The following is an 18,768-nucleotide window of genomic DNA, read 5'->3' as shown; positions in this document are numbered from 1 at the left end:
AGGAAATCTCACCATGAACTCCCTCTACATGCGCGCCCTGGTGGTGGGCGTGCTGGCGTGGCCGGCGTTGGCGAATGCGCTGACCCTGGACGACGCCTTGCGCCTGGCGCAAAACACCGCTCCGTCGCTGGCAGCTGAAGCGGCCAAGCTGCAAGCCGCCACGAAATCGGCGATCCCGGCCGGTGAACTGCCGGACCCGAAGCTGGTAGTCGGCCTGCAAAGTTTCCCCATTGGCGGGCCTAATCGCGGCACGTTGTATGGCGATGACATGACCCAGCAGATGATCGGCATCCAGCAACAGGTGCCCAGCCGCGACAAGCGCAAGGCGCGGGTCGAGTTGGCCGACGCGACCATCGAACGGACTGCCGCCGAAGGCCGGATCGAACGCCTTAACGTGCGCCAAGCCACGGCCCAGGCGTGGATTCGCGCCTATGCGGTCGAACGCAAAGAGGCCTTGTTCAAGGACTTTTATCAACAAAATCGCCTGTTGCAAGACAGCGTGCGCGCGCAATTGGCCGGTGGCCGTGGCCAAGCGGCCGATGCGGTGCTTCCCAAGCAGGAAGCGGCCGAGCTGGCCGGGCGCGAAGATGAGCTGACCCAACAGCGCGCCCAGGCCCGCGCCGCTCTTAAACGCTGGATCGGCCCAGCGGCCAATGAAGCCCCCAGCGGGCAGTTGCCAGACTGGAACATCGACAGTCGTGGCCTGGGCCACAACCTGCACCAGCACCCGGAACTGCAAGCCTTTGTGCCGCGCACCCGTGAAGCGCAGGCGCGATTGCAGGAAGCCAAGGCACAAAAGACTTCGGACTGGAGCTGGGAAGTCGACTACGGGCATCGCAGTCGTGAGTTTGGCGACATGGTCAACCTGCAATTCACCTTCGACTTGCCGATCTTCGCCGGTCGCCGGCAAACCCCTGGCATCGCGGCCAAGCAGGCCGAGCTGGACCAGTTGGATGCCGAGCGCGAAGCCGCCACCCGTGAACATATCCAGATGCTTGACGATGACTTGGCGGACTACCAGCGCCTGGATCGTGCCGTGCAGCGCAGCCAGGACAGCCTGGTGCCGTTGGCCGAAGAGAAGGTCGCGCTGAGCCTGGCCGGCTATCGGGCAGGCAAGGGCGATTTGATGACGGTGGTCAGTGCCCGCCGGGAGCTGGTCGAAGCCCGTTTCAAACAGATTGATGCCATCGAACAACGCGCCTTGGTTGGCGCCCAGTTGTATTTCGCTTATGGGGAACCTGCCAATGAATAATCGAATCGTCGCCGCGTTAGTGCTGGCGGGGCTGGGCGTCGGTTACGGGGTGGCGCAGTTGCATCCGGCCGCCGCTGTTGGCGTCAAAGAGGACAAGCCGGCGTTGTACTGGTACGACCCGATGTACCCGCAACAGAAGTTCGACAAGCCTGGCAAATCGCCGTTCATGGACATGCAACTGGTGCCGCGCTACGCCGAAGGCACGGCGATGCAGACGCCGGGTGTGCAGATCGACCCGCGCCAAGCGCAGAACATCGGCGTGCGTCTGGCATCGGTCACCCGTGGTGTACTGGCGTCGACGCTGGACGTGTCGGGCATCCTGGCCTTCAACGAGCGTGATGTGGCGGTGGTGCAGGCGCGTGCAGCGGGGTTTGTCGAGCGGGTTTACGCACGCGCACCGGGGGATGTGCTCAAGGCGGGCGAGCCCTTGGCAGACGTGCTGATACCGGAATGGGCGGCGGCCCAGGAAGAATTTCTGGCCCTGCGTCACAGCGGCGATAACGGCTTGATCGCCGCCGCCCGTCAACGCCTGCGCCTGAGCGGCATGCCGGCGGCGTTGATCAGCCGGATGGAGCGCAGTGGTCAGGTGCAGTCGGTGCTGACGGTCAGCAGTCCACTGAGCGGTGCCCTGCAAACCCTGGAGGTGCGCGAGGGCATGACCGTCGCTGCGGGGCAAACCCTGGCGCGGCTCAATGGCCTGGACCGAGTGTGGCTGCAGGTTGCGGTGCCTGAAGCTCAAGGCGCCGCGTTGCAGGTGGGGCAACCCGTGCAAAGCCGGTTTGTTGGTTTGCCCGGCCAGGTGGTCAACGGCACCGTCAGCGCGATCCTGCCGGCCACCGCGATGGACAGCCGTACGGTGCAGGTGCGCGTCGAACTGCCCAACCCGAATGGCAACTTGCGCCCGGGCATGACCGCCCAGGTGCGCCTGGCGCAATCCAGCGGGCAACCGGTGTTGCAGGTGCCCAGTGAGGCGCTGATCCGCACCGGCAAGCGTGTGTTGGTGATGCTGGCTGAGGAGGGCGGCCATTACCGTCCGGTGGAGGTTCAGGCCGGGGCCGAAAACCAGGAGCAGACCGTCATTCTCAGCGGCCTGCAGGAAGGCCAACAGGTGGTCGCATCAGGCCAGTTCCTGCTCGACTCCGAAGCCAGCCTCAAAGGCGTAACCGCCGCCGAAGCGGCGATGAACATGCAGCCGGGAGCCCAGCCATGATCGCCTTGTTGATTCGCTGGTCGGTAGCCAACCGCTTCCTGGTACTGCTGGCTACGTTGTTCGTCACGGCGTGGGGCGTTTGGGCCGTGCAGAACACACCGGTCGACGCATTGCCGGACCTCTCGGATGTGCAAGTGATCATCCGCACGCCCTACCCGGGCCAGGCGCCGCAGATCGTGGAAAACCAGGTCACCTACCCAATGACCACCACCATGCTCTCGGTGCCGGGGGCGAAGACCGTGCGCGGTTTCTCCTTCTTCGGGGACAGCTACGTCTACGTGTTGTTCGATGAAGGCACCGACCTGTATTGGGCGCGTTCGCGCGTGCTGGAATACCTCAGCCAATTGCAGGCGCGACTGCCTGCGTCGGCCAAACCAGCACTGGGCCCGGACGCTACCGGGGTGGGTTGGATCTACCAGTACGCGCTGGTGGACCGTAGCGGCCAGCACGACCTGGCGCAATTGCGCGCGCTGCAGGACTGGTTCCTCAAGTTCGAACTCAAGACCCTGCCCAATGTGGCAGAAGTCGCCACCATTGGCGGTCAGGTCAAGCAATACCAGGTGCAACTCGACCCGTTGGCGCTGGCCAGTCGCGGCATCACTCAGGCGCAGGTCAAGGAGGCAATCGCCAAGGCCAACCAGGAAACCGGTGGCTCGGTGCTGAATATGGGCGAGTCCGAGTACATGGTGCGTGCGTCCGGCTACCTGCAAAGCCTCAGCGATTTTCGTGCGATTCCCCTGCGCCTCGACGCTAACAACGTGCCGGTCACTCTCGGTGATGTGGCAACCATTCAGTTGGGCCCAGACCTGCGCCGAGGCATCAGTGAACTGGACGGCGAGGGCGAGGCAGTGGGCGGCGTGGTGATCCTGCGTAGCGGCAAGAATGCTCGCGAAGCCATCGCCGCAGTCAAGACCAGGCTTGAGCAACTGAAAAGCAGCCTGCCGCCGGGCGTAGAGATCGTTACCACCTACGACCGCAGCAAGCTGATCGACCGTGCCGTGGACAACCTCAGCCACAAACTGCTGGAAGAGTTCCTGGTGGTGGCGCTGGTGTGCGGGATTTTCCTGTGGCATTTGCGCTCGTCACTGGTCGCCATTATCTCGTTGCCAGTGGGGGTGCTGATCGCGTTTATCGTCATGCGTTTCCAAGGGATCAACGCCAACATCATGTCCCTGGGCGGTATCGCGATTGCCATTGGCGCGATGGTGGATGCGGCAGTGGTGATGATCGAAAACGCGCACAAGAAGATCGAGGCCTGGCATCACGCCAATCCCGGTTGTGAATTGAAAGGCGACGAGCACTGGAAGGTCGTGACCGATGCCGCGGTCGAGGTGGGGCCGGCGTTGTTTTTCTGCCTGCTGATCATCACCTTGTCGTTTATTCCGGTGTTTACCTTGCAGGCCCAGGAAGGGCGGCTGTTCGGCCCGCTGGCCTACACCAAGACCTACGCCATGGCCGCAGCGGCTGGGTTATCGGTGACTTTGATTCCGGTGCTGATGGGCTACTGGATTCGCGGGCGGATTCCCGATGAACAACGCAACCCGCTCAATCGCGGCCTGATCAAGCTCTATCAACCGGCGCTGGACGCCGTGCTGCGCTGGCCACGCATGACGTTGTTGGTGGCGCTGCTGATGGTCGCCAGCGCGCTGTGGCCATTGTCGAAGCTGGGCGGCGAGTTCCTGCCGCCGCTGGACGAAGGCGACTTGCTCTACATGCCTTCGGCGCTGCCGGGTTTGTCGACGCAAACCGCCGGCGAGTTGCTGCAGCGCACCGACCGCTTGATCAAGACCGTGCCCGAAGTCGCCCATGTTTTTGGCAAGGCTGGCCGTGCGGAAACCGCGACCGACCCAGCCCCGCTGGAAATGTTCGAGACCACCATCGAGTTCAAGCCCAGGGACCAATGGCGTCCCGGCATGACCCCGGACAAACTGGTGAAGGAACTGGACCGAGTGGTGCAGGTACCCGGCCTGACCAATATCTGGATTCCGCCGATTCGCAACCGTATCGACATGCTCGCCACCGGGGTCAAGAGCCCGATTGGCGTGAAGGTCGCCGGCACCAGCCTGATGCAGATCGACGTGGTCACCCAGGCCGTGGAAAAGGTCGCCAAGGGCGTGCCCGGTGTCAGCTCGGCGCTGGCCGAACGCCTGACCGGTGGGCGCTATATCGACGTGAACATCGACCGTGCGGCGGCTGCGCGTTATGGGCTGAATATCGCCGATGTGCAGGCGGTGGTGTCCGGTGCCATCGGCGGCGAAACCATCGGCGAAACCGTGGAAGGCCTGGCGCGGTTCCCCATCAGTCTGCGTTACCCGAAAGAGTGGCGTGACTCAGTGACGGCGCTGGGCAACTTACCGATCTATACGCCAGCGGGCAGCCAGATCACCTTGGGCACCGTCGCCCGAATCAAAATCAGCGACGGCCCGCCGATGCTCAAAAGCGAAAACGCACGACCCTCCGGCTGGGTGTATATCGACGTCCGCGACCGCGACCTGGCCTCGGTGGTCAAGGACCTGCGTGCAGCGATCGAACAGCAGGTGCATTTGCAGCCGGGCATGAGCCTCAGCTATTCGGGGCAGTTCGAGTTCCTGGAACGGGCCAATGAGCGCTTGAAGCTGGTGGTGCCAGCGACGCTGCTGATCATCTTTGTGCTGCTGTACCTGACCTTTCGCCGTGTGGACGAAGCGCTGCTGATCCTCGCGACCTTGCCGTTCGCACTGACGGGCGGGGTGTGGTTGCTTTACTGGCTGGGCTTCAACCTGTCGGTGGCCACTGGCGTAGGGTTTATCGCGCTGGCCGGTGTGTCGGCGGAGTTCGGCGTGATTATGTTGCTCTACCTGAAAAACGCCTGGACCGAGCGAGAGGACGGTGACCTGTTGGCGGCGATCACCGAAGGTGCGGTGATGCGAGTACGGCCCAAGGCCATGACCGTGGCGGTGATCATCGCCGGGTTGCTGCCGATTCTGTTGGGGGGCGGTACGGGCAGTGAAGTGATGAGCCGCATCGCCGCGCCGATGATTGGCGGGATGCTCACTGCGCCGTTGCTGTCGCTGTTCGTGATCCCGGCGGCGTACCGCCTGATGCGCCGCTGATAGCCTTGAACACGGTGCTTGTAGTGAGCGGGCTTGTCCCGCGCTGGGGGGCGCAGCCGCCCTAATAAGGACGCCGCGGTGTTTCAGATAGACCGAGGTGCCTGGGTTTAGGGCGGCTGCGCCCCCCAGCGCGGGACAAGCCCGCTCACTACATTGCAAGGATCGGTATCAGTCGTCGAACCCGACCTGCTCGTGAATCTCATCCACCTTCAACTCCAACCGATATGCCACCGCAATAAACAACGCCTGGCACAGGCACAAGGTGGCGCTCAACGAGCGGAAGGCAAACGACGACCCTTCATTCACCAACAACACCGCGTTCGCCCGCTTGGCCAGGGGCGACAGGTTGCTGTCGGTGATGATCAAGGTCTTGGCCTGGTGATGCTGTGCGATACGCAGGCAATGCTGGGTCTCTTTGCCGTAGGGCGTGAAGCTGATGGCGATGACCAGGTCATTGGCGCGCACGCTGCGCATCTGCTCGCGGTAGCTGCCGCCCAGGCCGGAGATCAAGTGGATGCGCTTGTTGGTGTGCTGCAGGTTGTAGACCAGGTAGTCGGCGACCGCGAAGGAGCGGCGCACGCCGACCACGTAGATGTTGTCGGCATTGACCACCAGGTCCACGGCTTTTTCGAAGGCCACATCGTCCAGTTCCAGCCCCAGGCGCTCGATGCCAGACAAGGTGGCATTTACGCACTCGCGCGCCAGGTCGCCGCCGCTGGCCTTCTGCGACTTGTTGGCGATCATGCTGCGGATGCGTTGCTGGTAGTTCTGCACCGGCGTGGTCTTGTGGGTATACGCCTCACGAAACAGCGCCTGCATCTCACTGAACCCGCTGAAGCCAAAGCGTTGGGAGAACCGAACGATCGCCGAGGGGTGCACTTCGCATTCGCGCGCGATGTCACTGATGCGATCGACCATGATGCGGTCGCTCTGTTGGCTCATATAACTGGCGATGCGCTTGAGCTGGCGCGGCAGGCTCTCGTATTCGTCGGTGATCAGCTGCAACAGGCGCTCGGCATTGACCGGAGGGCTGGCGACGGTGTCTTCCAGGGTGGTCTCGGGATCGGTGCGGGACATGGGCAATCCTTCTGGCTTGTTCTTCTGATGCGCTGATGGGTGGCGCAAGTCTACAGGGTAGGCGCAAAAAAATACCCCGGCATCACGGCCCGCGTGGCTTGCTGAAACGATGCACGGCGGCTGGCGTGCCCCTATGCTGGCGTATTGGAAAAAATATTCCACTAAAAATAATTATGGAATAAATATTGATTGCCGTCGCCGGACGTTCTAGTCTGCACCCACCAAGAGCGTTTGCCGTCGCCACGGCGGTGCAACGCAGGCTGATAAAAATAACAGGAGCCAGCATGGGCCAGACTCGTTTTGCCAGTGGGCGTCAATTGGATCTGATTTGCCTCGGGCGCCTGGGCGTCGACCTCTATGCGCAGCAAGTGGGTGCGCGGCTTGAGGACGTGTCCAGCTTCGCCAAGTACCTCGGCGGTTCCTCCGCCAATATCGCGTTCGGCACTGCACGGCTTGGGCTCAAGTCGGCGATGCTAAGCCGGGTGGGGGACGACCACATGGGTCGCTTCCTGGTGGAATCCCTGGCACGCGAAGGCTGCGATGTCAGCGGCATCAAGGTCGACCCGGAGCGCCTCACCGCACTGGTGCTGCTGGGCCTCAAGGACCGCGAAACCTTCCCGCTGGTGTTCTACCGCGAAAACTGCGCCGACATGGCCCTGCGCGCCGAAGACATCAACGAAGCCTTTATTGCCTCCAGCAAGGCCCTGCTGATTACCGGCACGCATTTCTCCACCGACAGCGTGTACAAGGCCAGCATCCAGGCGCTGGATTACGCAGCCAAGCACAATGTGAAACGCGTGCTCGATATCGACTACCGCCCGGTGCTGTGGGGCCTGGCGGGCAAGGCCGACGGTGAAACCCGGTTTGTCGCCGACCAGAACGTAAGCGCGCATGTGCAGAAGATCCTGCCGCGCTTCGACTTGATCGTTGGTACCGAAGAAGAATTCCTGATTGCGGGCGGCAGCGAAGATTTGCTTACTGCCTTGCGCAACGTGCGCGAACTGACCCCGGCAACCCTGGTGGTCAAGCTCGGCCCACAGGGCTGCACGGTGATCCACGGCGCCATCCCCGCGCGGCTGGAAGACGGTGCGATCTACCCCGGCGTACGCGTAGAAGTGCTTAACGTATTGGGGGCAGGCGATGCCTTTATGTCAGGCTTCCTCAGTGGCTGGATCAACGACGCCAGCGACGAACGCTGCAGCCAGTTGGCCAACGCCTGCGGTGGCTTGGTGGTCTCACGCCACGCCTGCGCCCCGGCCATGCCGACGCCGGCTGAACTGGAATACCTGTTCAACAGCCCGGTGCCGATCACCCGGCCAGACCAGGACGTGACCCTGCAACGCCTGCACCGCGTGTCGGTGCCGCGCAAGCAGTGGAAGCAACTGTTCATCTTTGCCTTCGACCATCGTTGGCAACTGGTGGACCTGGCGCAACGCGGCGGCCAGGACACCACGCGCATCAGCGCGGCCAAGCAGTTGTTTATCCAGGCCGTCGAGCGGGTAGAGAAAAAACTCGCCGAGCAGGGCGTCGCCGCCGATGTGGGCTTGCTGGCCGACCAGCGCTTCGGCCAGGACGCCCTCAACGCTGCCAGCGGTCGTGGCTGGTGGATCGCCCGTCCGGTGGAAGTGCAGAACTCGCGCCCGTTGGCGTTCGAACACGGCCGCTCGATTGGCAGCAACCTGATCGCCTGGCCGCAGGAGCAGATCATCAAGTGCCTGGTGCAATTCCACCCGGACGATGAACCCCTGCTGCGCCTGGAACAGGAAGCCCAGCTCAAAGCGGTGTACGAGGCCTCCCTGGTCAGCGGCCATGAGCTGCTGCTGGAAGTCATCCCGCCCAAGGATCACCCGTCCACTTACCCGGACGTGCTGTACCGCAGCCTCAAGCGCTTGTACAACCTGGGCATCTACCCCGCGTGGTGGAAGATCGAGGCGCAGTCGGCCGAAGATTGGAAAAAGCTGGATGAATTGATCCAGGAGCGCGACCCGTACTGCCGTGGCGTGGTGTTGTTGGGCTTGAATGCGACAGCTGAGTTTCTCGCCGATGGCTTCCAGCAAGCCAGCCAGAGCACTACCTGCCGCGGGTTTGCTGTGGGCCGCACGATCTTCCAGGAGCCAAGCCGTGCGTGGCTGGCGGGGGAGATTGATGATGAGACGTTGATTCAGCAGGTTCAGGCGACCTTTGAACAACTGATCAATGCCTGGCGCAGTGCCCGGTCTTAAGCGCCATTCTCAACTTGAAATGCAATCAAATGTGGGAGCAGGCAAGCCAGCTCCCACATAAAGCAGATCTCATGCAACTTTGAAAAACAATAAAAGGTGCAGCCATGCCCGCAATCCGAATTGGCATCAACCCGATTTCCTGGAGCAACGACGACCTGCCGGCCCTGGGCGGTGAAACGCCCCTGAGCACCGCCCTCAGCGAAGGCAAGGAAATCGGCTACGAAGGTTTCGAACTCAACGGCAAGTTTCCCAAGGACGCCAAGGGCGTCGGCGACGTACTACGGCCCTACGACCTGGCGCTGGTCTCCGGCTGGTACTCCAGCCGCCTGGCGCAGCGTTCGGTGGCCGAAGAAATCGAGGCGATCGCCGGCCATGTTGAGCTGCTCAAACAAAACGGCGCCACGGTACTGGTGTACGGCGAAGTCGCCGACTCCATCCAGGGCTCGCGTATTCGCTTGATCGAACGCCCACGGTTCCACAGCGAGCAGGCCTGGCAGGAGTACGCCGACAAACTCACTGAGCTCGCGCGATTCACCCTGTCCCAGGGCGTGCGCCTGGCGTACCACCACCACATGGGTGCCTACGTCGAATCCCCTGAAGACATCGACCAGTTGATGCAGCGCACCGGGCCGGAAGTCGGCCTGCTGTTCGACTCGGGCCACTGCTACATGGGGGGCGGCGATCCGCTAGAAGTGCTGAACAAACATATCGACCGCGTCTGCCACGTGCACTTCAAGGATGTGCGCAAGCCGGTGGTACAGCTGGCACGCAACCAGATGTGGAGCTTTCCGGATTGCATCGTCAATGGCACCTTCACCGTGCCCGGCGATGGCGACATCGATTTTGCCGAACTGCTCGACGTGTTGCTGGCCGCGAAATACGAAGGCTGGCTGGTGGTTGAAGCCGAACAGGACCCGGCCGTTGCGCCGAGCTACGTGTATGCGAAAAAGGGCTACGACACGCTGCGTGCGCTGCTCACCGAGAGGACCCAATCATGAGCCTGCTGGTCAAGAGCAACAAACGCGGGCAAACCATGGTCGCCTTGGAAGATGGGCGGTTGGAGTACGTAGGTTTCAAGGCCTATCGCTTGAGCCTGGGTGAAACCCTGCCGGTCAACGCCGCTGACAAGGAACTGTGCCTGGTGCTGCTCAGCGGCCGGGTGAACATTGAAGGGGAGGGCTTCAACTGGCAGAACCTGGGTGATCGCCAGTCGGTATTCGAAGACAAATCCCCCTTTGCTGCCTACCTTCCACCGGGCACCACGGCACAAGTCACCGCCCTGAGCGATGTACAGATTGCTGTGTGCGCCGCGCCCGGTGCCGCAGGTTTCGAGCCACGCCTGATCCGTCCGGAACACTGCAAGCGCAGCGTGCGCGGCAAAGGCGCCAACACCCGCTACGTGTGCGACATTCTGCCGGACACCGAGCCGGCTCATTCGCTGCTGGTGGTGGAGGTGCGTACGCCGTCCGGGCATTCGTCCAGCTACCCGCCGCACAAGCACGACACCGACGACTTGCCGCACCAGAGCTTCCTTGAAGAAACCTATTACCACCAGATCAACCCGCCCCAGGGCTTCGTGTTCCAGCGCGTGTACACCGATGATCGCAGCATCGATCAGGCCATGGCCGTGGAAAACAGCGACCTGGTAGTGGTGCCCAAGGGCTATCACCCGGTCAGCGTGCCGTACGGCTACGAGTCCTATTATTTGAACGTGATGGCCGGCCCCAAGCGTGCCTGGCACTTCCACAACGACCCGCAGCACAGCTGGCTACTGGACCTTTAAGGGGCGCGACATGACCACAACCCGACTGACCATGGCCCAGGCCCTGGTGAAGTTCCTGGATAACCAATACATCGAAGTCGATGGCGTGCAGAGCAAGTTCGTCGCCGGCGTGTTCACCATTTTTGGCCACGGCAACGTGCTGGGCCTGGGCCAGGCGCTGGAGCAAGACAGCGGCGACCTGGTGGTGCACCAGGGTCGTAACGAGCAAGGCATGGCCCACGCGGCCATCGGTTTTGCCAAGCAACACCTGCGTCGCAAGATCTACGCGTGCACGGCGTCCGTCGGCCCCGGCGCTGCCAATATGCTGACCGCCGCTGCCACCGCCACCGCCAACCGCATTCCGCTGTTGCTGTTGCCCGGTGATGTGTACGCCAGCCGCCAGCCTGATCCAGTGCTGCAACAGATCGAACAGTTCCACGACCTGAGCATCAGCACTAACGATGCGTTCCGTTCGGTCAGCAAATACTGGGACCGCATCAACCGCCCCGAGCAGTTGATGAGCGCCGCGATCCACGCCATGCGCGTGCTCACTGACCCGGCGGAAACCGGCGCTGTGACGCTGGCGTTGCCTCAGGATGTGCAGGCCGAAGCCTGGGATTACCCGGATTATTTCCTGCAAAAACGTGTGCACCGTATCGACCGTCGCCCGGCCACTCCGGCAATGATCGGCGATGCACTGGCTGCATTCCGAGGCAAGCGCAAGCCGCTGATCATCTGCGGTGGCGGGGTGAAGTACTCCGGCGCAAATGCTGCATTGCAGGCCTTTGCCGAACGTTTTGATATTCCTTTCGCCGAAACCCAAGCGGGCAAGAGCGCCGTGGTTTCCAGCCATCCGCTGAACCTGGGTGGCATTGGTGAAACCGGCTGTCTGGCAGCCAACCTGTTGGCGCCAGAAGCTGACTTGATCATCGGCATCGGCACCCGTTACACCGACTTCACCACCTCGTCCAAGTCGCTGTTCAAGCACCCGGACGTTAAGTTTCTCAACCTCAATATCAGCGCTGCCGACGTGTTGAAACTCGACGCTGTGCAAGTATTGGCTGATGCCCAAGTGGCGCTGGACGCGCTGGCCGATGCCTTGGGCGATTACCGCTCCGGCTGGGGCGAGCAGGTCCAGGATGCCAAGGCGCAGTTGGACGCCGAAGTGGACCGTGTGCATCAGGTCGAATATTCGGGCGACGGTTTCGTGCCCGAGGTCGACGACCTTCTGGACCGTGCCGTCCTGCGCGAATTTATCGAACTGACCGGCTCCTGCCTCACCCAAAGCCGCGTGCTTGGCGTACTAAACGAAACCCTGGCCGACGACGCGATCATCGTCGCCGCTGCCGGCAGCCTGCCTGGTGACCTGCAACGCGCCTGGCGCAGCAAGGGCGTGAACACCTACCACGTCGAATACGGTTATTCGTGCATGGGCTACGAGATCAATGCCGCGCTGGGCGTGAAACTCGCCGAGCCGACCAAGGAGGTCTACGCCTTGGTCGGCGACGGCTCCTACATGATGCTGCACTCGGAACTCGCCACCTCGATCCAGGAGCGGCGCAAGATCAACGTGGTGCTGCTGGACAACATGGCCTTCGGTTGCATCAACAACCTGCAGATCGGCAATGGCATGGACAGCTTCGGCACCGAGTTCCGCTACCGCAACCCCGAAAGCGGCAAGCTCGACGGCGGGCTGGTCCCGGTGGACTTCGCCATGAGCGCGGCGGCCTATGGCTGCAAGACCTACAAGGTCAGCACCGTTGAGCAGTTGGAAGCGGCGCTGGCGGATGCACGTACCCAAACGGTTTCAACGCTGATCGATATCAAGGTGCTGCCCAAGACCATGATCCACGGCTACCTGTCGTGGTGGCGTGTGGGCGTGGCACAGGTATCGACCAGCGAGCGCACGAATGCCGCTGCAAAAAAACTCAATGAACACCTGGCGAAGGCCCGGCAGTACTAATAACAAGAGGAGTTTTGTATGTCTTTGAAGCTTGGAGTCATCGGTACTGGCGCTATCGGCCGGGATCATATTCGTCGTTGCAGCCAGACGTTGCTCAATAGCCAGGTCGTTGCCGTAACAGACATCAACCTTGAGCAAGCCGCGAAGGTGGTTGCTGATTTGAACATCAGCGCCGAGGTGTATTCAGACGGTCATGCGCTGATCAATTCACCGGAGGTCGAAGCGGTGCTCGTGACCTCCTGGGGGCCGAGCCACGAAGAGTTCGTGCTCGCCGCCATCGCCGCCGGCAAACCGGTGTTCTGCGAAAAACCCTTGGCCGTCACCGCCGAAGGCTGCCGCAAGATCGTCGACGCCGAAGTGGCCTACGGCAAGCGACTGGTACAAGTGGGCTTCATGCGTCCCTACGATGAAGGCTATCGCGCACTAAAGGCCGTGATCGACAGCGGCCAGATCGGCGAGCCGCTGATGCTGCATTGCGCGCACCGCAACCCGACGGTGGGCGAGAACTACAAGACCGACATGGCGATCACCGACACGCTGATCCACGAGCTGGATGTGTTGCGTTGGCTGCTCAACGACGACTACGTGTCGGTGCAAGTGGTGTTCCCGCGCAAATCGAGCAAGGCCCTGGCCCACCTGCGTGACCCGCAGATCGTGCTGCTGGAAACCGCCAAGGGCACGCGCATCGACGTGGAAGTGTTTGTGAACTGCCAGTACGGCTACGACATCCAGTGCGAAGTGGTGGGGGAGACCGGTATTGCCAAGCTGCCAGAGCCTTCGCAAGTGCAGCTGCGCAGTGGTGCCAAGTTGTCGAATGCAATCCTGATGGACTGGAAGGATCGGTTTATCGGCGCCTATGACGTGGAGTTGCAGGCATTCATCGACAGCGTGCGGGCGGGGCAGGTCGGTGGGCCTTCGGCGTGGGATGGGTTTGCGGCGGCCGTTGCAGCGGATGCGTGTATCGAAGCGCAGGGCAGTGAGCAGATTGTGAAGGTGAGCTTGCCGGATCGCCCGCGCTTCTACGGCTAACCCACTGAAGAAACCCGATTAAAAAGGTGGGAGCTGGCTTGCCTGCGATAGCGTTCTATCAGTTGCAAGTGTATTGCCTGACACACCGCTATCGCAGGCAAGCCAGCTCCCACATTTGATTGGGTTTGCAGTTCAAGCAAGGAGTGTACGTATGCGAATCGGACTAGTCGGCTACGGCCACGGAGGGCGCTTCTTTCATGCGCCGCTGATTGCAACTTTGGCCGGCGCCACGTTTGTCGGCGTTGTCACACGCTCAGCCGAACGCCGCCGGCAACTGAACACCGACCATCCAGGAGTGGAGGCGTTTGACTCCATCGGCCAGATCGTCGAAGCCGGCGTCGACGCGCTGGTCATCTCCACCACCCTCAAAGGCCGCCCGGCCCTGGTGCTGGAAGCTATCGAACACGGTGTTACCGTGGTCAGCGACAAACCCTTTGCCGCCAATGCCGAACAGGCCCAGGCGCTGATCACCGCCGCTGAACGCCAGGGCACCGCTCTGAGCGTCTACCAGAACCGGCGTTGGGACTCGGATTACCTGACCCTGCGCAAACTCATCGACGCCGGCGCGCTGGGCACCGTCACCCGTTTCGAATCCCGTGTGGAACGCTACACGCCAGAGGCGGTAGGCAATGCCAGTGGCGGTGGTTGGCTGCGGGACTTGGGCAGCCACTTGGTGGACCAGGCGTTGCAACTGTTCGGCCCGGTGGACCGAGTGTTTGCGCAATTGCAGTTCAGCCCCGAGTTTCCTGCCCTCGACCATGGCTTCTTCGTCTCTTTAACCCATGCCAACGGCGTGATTTCCCACCTGTGGGGCAGCGCATTGCAAAACAGCCAGGCGCCGCGTTTTCGCGTCAATGGCACTTCGGGTTGCTACACCGTCGATGGCCTGGACGGCCAGGAAGACGCATTGATCGCCGGCAAATCGCCGAAAACCGAAGGTGAGCACTGGGGCGCCGAAGAGCACCGACGCTGGGGCTGGTTTGAACAAGGCTCGGAGCGTGAGCGAGTGCCGTCGGAGAAGGGCTGCTGGACGCAGTTCTACCGCCAGTTGCAAAACGCCGTGCACGGGCAGGGGCCGCTGCCGGTAGACGCCTATGATGCGTTGGAAACCACCCGTATATTGGACGCCGCACGCCTCAGCGCCGAGCGCCAGCAGGTGGTTTCAACAAAAATAGAATAAAATTCTAAAACAGGTTGATATGGAAATTATTTTCTAATAAAGTCTTTTCCAGGTTGCAATAAAGTACGTTCGGGCTCGACCCGCACGACTCAAACAAAAACAAGATCAAAAACAACCAGGTACCGTCAGATGAAAATCTTTAACGCTGTACTGCGAGTTTTACGCCCCACCTCAGCGCCCCGCGATCTGCCCCGCGCCCGGCCGTTCTATTTCTCTTTCCTCAATGTGCTGTGCGTCGAAAACAAAGGCGCGCTGGTCTGCTGCATTCCCGGCGCCCCCATTGTTCGACTGCCGAATTCGCAAAGCCCGCTCTGATCAACGCAACGTCCAACAAAACCAACAAGAAAGTGGAGACAGACCGTTCATGAAGACCCCGATCCGTTTTACCGCGCTGGCCTTGTCCATGCTTCTGGCCAGCGGTGTTGCCTCGGCTGCCGATCTCAAGATAGGCGTGAGCATGTCCGCCTTCGATGACACCTTCCTCACCTACCTGCGTGAAGACATGGACAAGCAAGCCAAGTCCTATCCAAAAGGTGACGGCGTGCAGCTGCAGTTCGAAGACGCCCGCGCCGATGTGGTCAAGCAGCTCAGCCAGGTTGAAAACTTCATCAGCCAGAAAGTCGACGCCATTATCGTCAACCCGGTGGACACCGCTTCGACCGCGAACATCATCAAGGCCGCCACTGCGGCGAAAATCCCGTTGGTGTTCGTCAACCGTCGCCCTGACAGCCCCACATTGGCCCCAGGCGTAGCGGCTGTGACCTCCGACGACGTCGAGGCGGGCAAGCTGCAGATGCAGTACATCGCCGAGAAGCTCGGTGGCAAGGGCAACATTGTGATCCTGCTGGGTGACCTGGCGAACAACTCCACCACCAACCGCACCAAAGGTGTGAAGGAAGTCTTGACCAAGTACCCAGGGATCAAGGTTGAACAGGAGCAGACCGGGATCTGGCTGCGTGACAAGGGCATGACCCTGGTTAACGACTGGCTGACCCAGGGACGCGACTTCCAGGCGGTGCTGTCGAACAACGACGAGATGGCGATCGGTGCCGCGATGGCCTTGAAATCGGCAGGCAAGAAAGGCGTGCTGATCGCTGGTGTCGACGGCACACCGGATGGCCTGAACGCGATCACCAAGGGTGACATGACCGTGTCGGCGTTCCAGGACGCCAAGGGCCAGGCGGACAAATCGGTCGAGACCGCGCGCAAGATGGCCAAGAACGAGCCTATCGAGCAGAACGTGGTGATCCCGTTCCAACTGATCACCCCGGAAAACGTCAAAGACTTCAAATAGCCTGACATAACAACAATAAGCCGGCAGGGCGGTCACGGCCGCCCTGCAGATGGAGTACCTCCCTATGCTTGCGCAAGCCACTGTCTCCCAGCCTCCTGGCATCCAGCCCGCATTGCTGGAAGAACCCTACCTGCTGGAAATCGTCAATATCAGCAAAGGCTTTCCCGGCGTTGTGGCCCTGGCCGATGTGCAACTGCGGGTGCGCCCCGGCACGGTACTGGCGCTGATGGGCGAGAACGGTGCGGGCAAGTCGACGTTGATGAAGATCATCGCTGGCATCTACCAGCCTGACGCCGGGGAAATTCGCCTGCGCGGCAAGCCGATTGTGTTTGAAACGCCCCTGGCGGCCCAGAAGGCCGGGATCGCGATGATTCACCAGGAACTCAACCTGATGCCGCACATGAGCATCGCCGAGAACATCTGGATCGGCCGCGAGCAGCTCAACAGCCTGCACATGGTCAACCACCGCGAGATGCACCGCTGCACTGCCGAACTGTTGGCACGCCTGCGCATCAACCTGGACCCCGAGGAGCACGTGGGCAACCTGAGCATCGCCGAGCGGCAGATGGTCGAGATTGCCAAGGCCGTGTCCTACGACTCCGACATCCTGATCATGGATGAACCCACCTCAGCCATCACCGACAAGGAAGTGGCGCACCTGTTTTCGATCATTGCCGACCTGAAATCCCAGGGCAAAGGCATCGTCTACATCACCCACAAAATGAACGAAGTATTCGCCATCGCCGACGAAGTGGCGGTGTTCCGCGATGGTCACTACATCGGCCTGCAACGCGCCGACAGCATGAACAGCGACAGCCTGATCTCGATGATGGTGGGTCGTGAGCTGAGCCAGTTGTTCCCGGTGCGCGAGACGCCTATCGGTAACCTGCTGCTGTCGGTGCGCAACCTGACCCTGGATGGCGTGTTCAAGGACGTGTCTTTCGACCTGCATGCCGGTGAGATCCTGGGCATCGCCGGGCTGATGGGCTCGGGCCGTACCAACGTGGCGGAAACCATTTTCGGTATCACCCCCAGCAGCAGCGGCCAGATCAGCCTTGATGGCAAGGCGGTGCGCATTACCGACCCGCACATGGCCATCGAGAAAGGTTTTGCGCTGTTGACCGAGGACCGCAAGCTCAGCGGCCTGTTCCCTTGCCTGTCGGTGTTGGAAAACATGGAAATGGCGGTGCTGCCGCATTACACCGGCAACGGTTTTATCCAGCAGAAAGCCCTGCGGGCACTGTGCGAGGACATGTGCAAGAAACTGCGGGTGAAAACCCCGTCCCTTGAGCAGTGCATCGACACCTTGTCCGGCGGCAACCAACAGAAGGCCCTGCTGGCACGCTGGCTGATGACCAACCCACGGCTGCTGATTCTCGACGAGCCCACCCGTGGCATCGACGTCGGTGCCAAGGCCGAGATTTATCGCTTGATCTCCTTCCTCGCCAGCGAAGGCATGGCGGTGATCATGATCTCCTCGGAGCTGCCTGAAGTGCTGGGCATGAGCGACCGCGTGATGGTGATGCATGAAGGCGAATTGATGGGCACCCTGGACCGTGATGAAGCGACCCAGGAAAAAGTCATGCAGTTGGCTTCCGGTATGACGGCAGTTCACTGACGCACAGAATAAAAAAGGTGATTGGCTATGAACGCAATAACGGATAACAAACCGGCTTTGGCGCCAACCAAAAGTCGTCGGCGCATGCCTACCGAGCTGAGCATCTTCCTGGTGCTGATCGGCATCGGCCTGGTGTTCGAGGTGTTTGGCTGGATCGTGCGTGACCAGAGCTTCCTGATGAACTCCCAGCGTCTGGTGCTGATGATCTTGCAGGTGTCGATCATCGGCCTGCTGGCCATCGGTGTGACCCAAGTAATCATCACCACCGGCATCGACTTGTCCTCGGGCTCGGTGTTGGCGTTGTCGGCGATGATTGCTGCGAGTTTGGCGCAGACTTCTGACTTTTCTCGGGCGGTGTTTCCGAGCCTCACCGACTTGCCGGTGTGGATTCCGGTGGCGATGGGGCTTGGTGTGGGGCTTCTGGCGGGGGCGATCAACGGCAGTATCATCGCGGTCACCGGGATCCCGCCGTTCATTGCAACCCTGGGCATGATGGTGTCAGCCCGTGGCCTGGCGCGTTACTACACCGAAGGCCAGCCGGTGAGCATGCTGTCGGACTCGTACACGGCCATCGGCCATGGGGCGATGCCGGTGATCATCTTCCTGGTGGTGGCGGTGATCTTCCATATCGCCCTGCGCTACACCAAGTACGGCAAGTACACCTACGCCATTGGCGGCAACATGCAAGCGGCGCGCACGTCGGGTATCAACGTCAAGCGCCACTTGATCATCGTCTACAGCATCGCAGGCCTCTTGGCAGGTTTGGCCGGCGTGGTGGCCTCGGCACGTGCCGCCACCGGCCAGGCCGGCATGGGCATGTCCTATGAGCTGGATGCGATTGCTGCGGCGGTGATCGGCGGTACCAGCCTGGCGGGTGGGGTGGGGCGTATCACCGGTACTGTGATTGGCGCGTTGATCCTCGGCGTGATGGCCAGCGGGTTTACCTTTGTCGGGGTGGATGCGTATATCCAGGACATCATCAAGGGGCTGATCATCGTGGTGGCGGTGGTGATCGATCAGTACCGTAACAAACGCAAGCTCAAGCGCTGAAACGAAAAGGGGCCATTCT

General features: G+C 61.4%; 14 protein-coding genes. 13 read left to right on the top strand and 1 reads right to left on the bottom strand.

Translation table 11 applies throughout. The features are described 5' to 3' along the window. Nucleotides 1-13: 13 nt before the first annotated feature. Genes CFE47_RS05650 through CFE47_RS05640 form a run of 3 tightly spaced genes read left to right on the top strand, consistent with a single transcriptional unit; the run spans nt 14 to nt 5,554 of the window. Nucleotides 14-1,252 carry a TolC family protein gene (locus CFE47_RS05650; protein WP_286835864.1) on the top strand — a complete coding sequence of 413 codons (1,239 nt, stop codon included), beginning with the start codon at nt 14-16 and terminating at the stop codon, nt 1,250-1,252. Further along, nucleotides 1,245-2,462 carry an efflux RND transporter periplasmic adaptor subunit gene (locus tag CFE47_RS05645; RefSeq protein WP_286835863.1) on the top strand — a complete coding sequence of 406 codons (1,218 nt, stop codon included), beginning with the start codon at nt 1,245-1,247 and terminating at the stop codon, nt 2,460-2,462. Before CFE47_RS05650 ends, CFE47_RS05645 begins: the two co-directional genes overlap by 8 nt. Then, nucleotides 2,459-5,554: an efflux RND transporter permease subunit gene (locus CFE47_RS05640; RefSeq protein WP_286835862.1), complete on the top strand. Its 3,096-nt coding sequence runs from the start codon at nt 2,459-2,461 to the stop codon at nt 5,552-5,554. Before CFE47_RS05645 ends, CFE47_RS05640 begins: the two co-directional genes overlap by 4 nt. Before the next feature lie 168 nt (nt 5,555-5,722). Here CFE47_RS05640 and CFE47_RS05635 read toward each other — a convergent pair whose 3' ends face one another. Next, on the bottom strand, nt 5,723-6,631 hold the full coding sequence (locus tag CFE47_RS05635) for a MurR/RpiR family transcriptional regulator (RefSeq protein ID WP_185708936.1): 909 nt from the start codon (nt 6,629-6,631) through the stop codon (nt 5,723-5,725). A 284-nt stretch (nt 6,632-6,915) separates the two neighbouring features. On the opposite strand from CFE47_RS05635, the gene CFE47_RS05630 reads away from it, so the two are divergent. From CFE47_RS05630 to CFE47_RS05585, 10 genes are all read left to right on the top strand, one after another. Then, nucleotides 6,916-8,853, top strand: a complete 1,938-nt coding sequence (locus tag CFE47_RS05630; protein WP_286835861.1) for a bifunctional 5-dehydro-2-deoxygluconokinase/5-dehydro-2-deoxyphosphogluconate aldolase — start codon at nt 6,916-6,918, stop codon at nt 8,851-8,853. Nucleotides 8,854-8,957: 104 nt separating this feature from the next. Beyond that, the gene (gene iolE, locus CFE47_RS05625) at nt 8,958-9,851 is read left to right on the top strand and encodes a myo-inosose-2 dehydratase (RefSeq protein ID WP_286835860.1); all 894 of its coding nucleotides are present in this window, start codon (nt 8,958-8,960) and stop codon (nt 9,849-9,851) included. Continuing rightward, nucleotides 9,848-10,636: a 5-deoxy-glucuronate isomerase gene (iolB, locus tag CFE47_RS05620; protein WP_286835859.1), complete on the top strand. Its 789-nt coding sequence runs from the start codon at nt 9,848-9,850 to the stop codon at nt 10,634-10,636. Before iolE ends, iolB begins: the two co-directional genes overlap by 4 nt. A 10-nt stretch (nt 10,637-10,646) precedes the next feature. After that, nucleotides 10,647-12,578 (top strand): 3D-(3,5/4)-trihydroxycyclohexane-1,2-dione acylhydrolase (decyclizing), encoded by a 1,932-nt coding sequence (gene iolD, locus CFE47_RS05615; protein ID WP_286835858.1) that lies wholly within the window; start codon nt 10,647-10,649, stop codon nt 12,576-12,578. Between the two features lie 18 nt (nt 12,579-12,596). Continuing rightward, complete coding sequence (iolG, locus tag CFE47_RS05610) at nt 12,597-13,607, top strand: bifunctional inositol 2-dehydrogenase/D-chiro-inositol 1-dehydrogenase (RefSeq protein WP_185708941.1); 1,011 nt, start codon at nt 12,597-12,599, stop codon at nt 13,605-13,607. Nucleotides 13,608-13,758: 151 nt separating this feature from the next. After that, entirely contained in the window at nt 13,759-14,787 is a 1,029-nt protein-coding gene (locus CFE47_RS05605; protein ID WP_286835857.1) for a Gfo/Idh/MocA family protein, read from the top strand. Nucleotides 14,788-14,916: 129 nt separating this feature from the next. After that, complete coding sequence (locus CFE47_RS05600) at nt 14,917-15,102, top strand: hypothetical protein (protein ID WP_286835856.1); 186 nt, start codon at nt 14,917-14,919, stop codon at nt 15,100-15,102. 49 nt (nt 15,103-15,151) lie between these two features. Beyond that, nucleotides 15,152-16,081, top strand: a complete 930-nt coding sequence (locus tag CFE47_RS05595) for a sugar ABC transporter substrate-binding protein (RefSeq protein ID WP_286835855.1) — start codon at nt 15,152-15,154, stop codon at nt 16,079-16,081. Nucleotides 16,082-16,145: 64 nt separating this feature from the next. After that, nucleotides 16,146-17,699, top strand: coding sequence for a sugar ABC transporter ATP-binding protein (locus CFE47_RS05590; RefSeq protein WP_286835854.1), 1,554 nt, complete (start codon nt 16,146-16,148; stop codon nt 17,697-17,699). A 27-nt stretch (nt 17,700-17,726) separates the two neighbouring features. Continuing rightward, the gene (locus CFE47_RS05585; protein ID WP_286835853.1) at nt 17,727-18,749 is read left to right on the top strand and encodes an ABC transporter permease; all 1,023 of its coding nucleotides are present in this window, start codon (nt 17,727-17,729) and stop codon (nt 18,747-18,749) included. The last annotated feature ends 19 nt before the right edge of the window (nt 18,750-18,768 follow it).

This window comes from Pseudomonas sp. PGPPP1, assembly GCF_002255865.1.
Classification (GTDB): Bacteria; Pseudomonadota; Gammaproteobacteria; order Pseudomonadales; family Pseudomonadaceae; genus Aquipseudomonas; species Aquipseudomonas cremoris.
The sequence above is the reverse complement of the archived record's forward strand: the minus strand, read 5'-3'. Positions and strand labels throughout refer to the sequence as shown.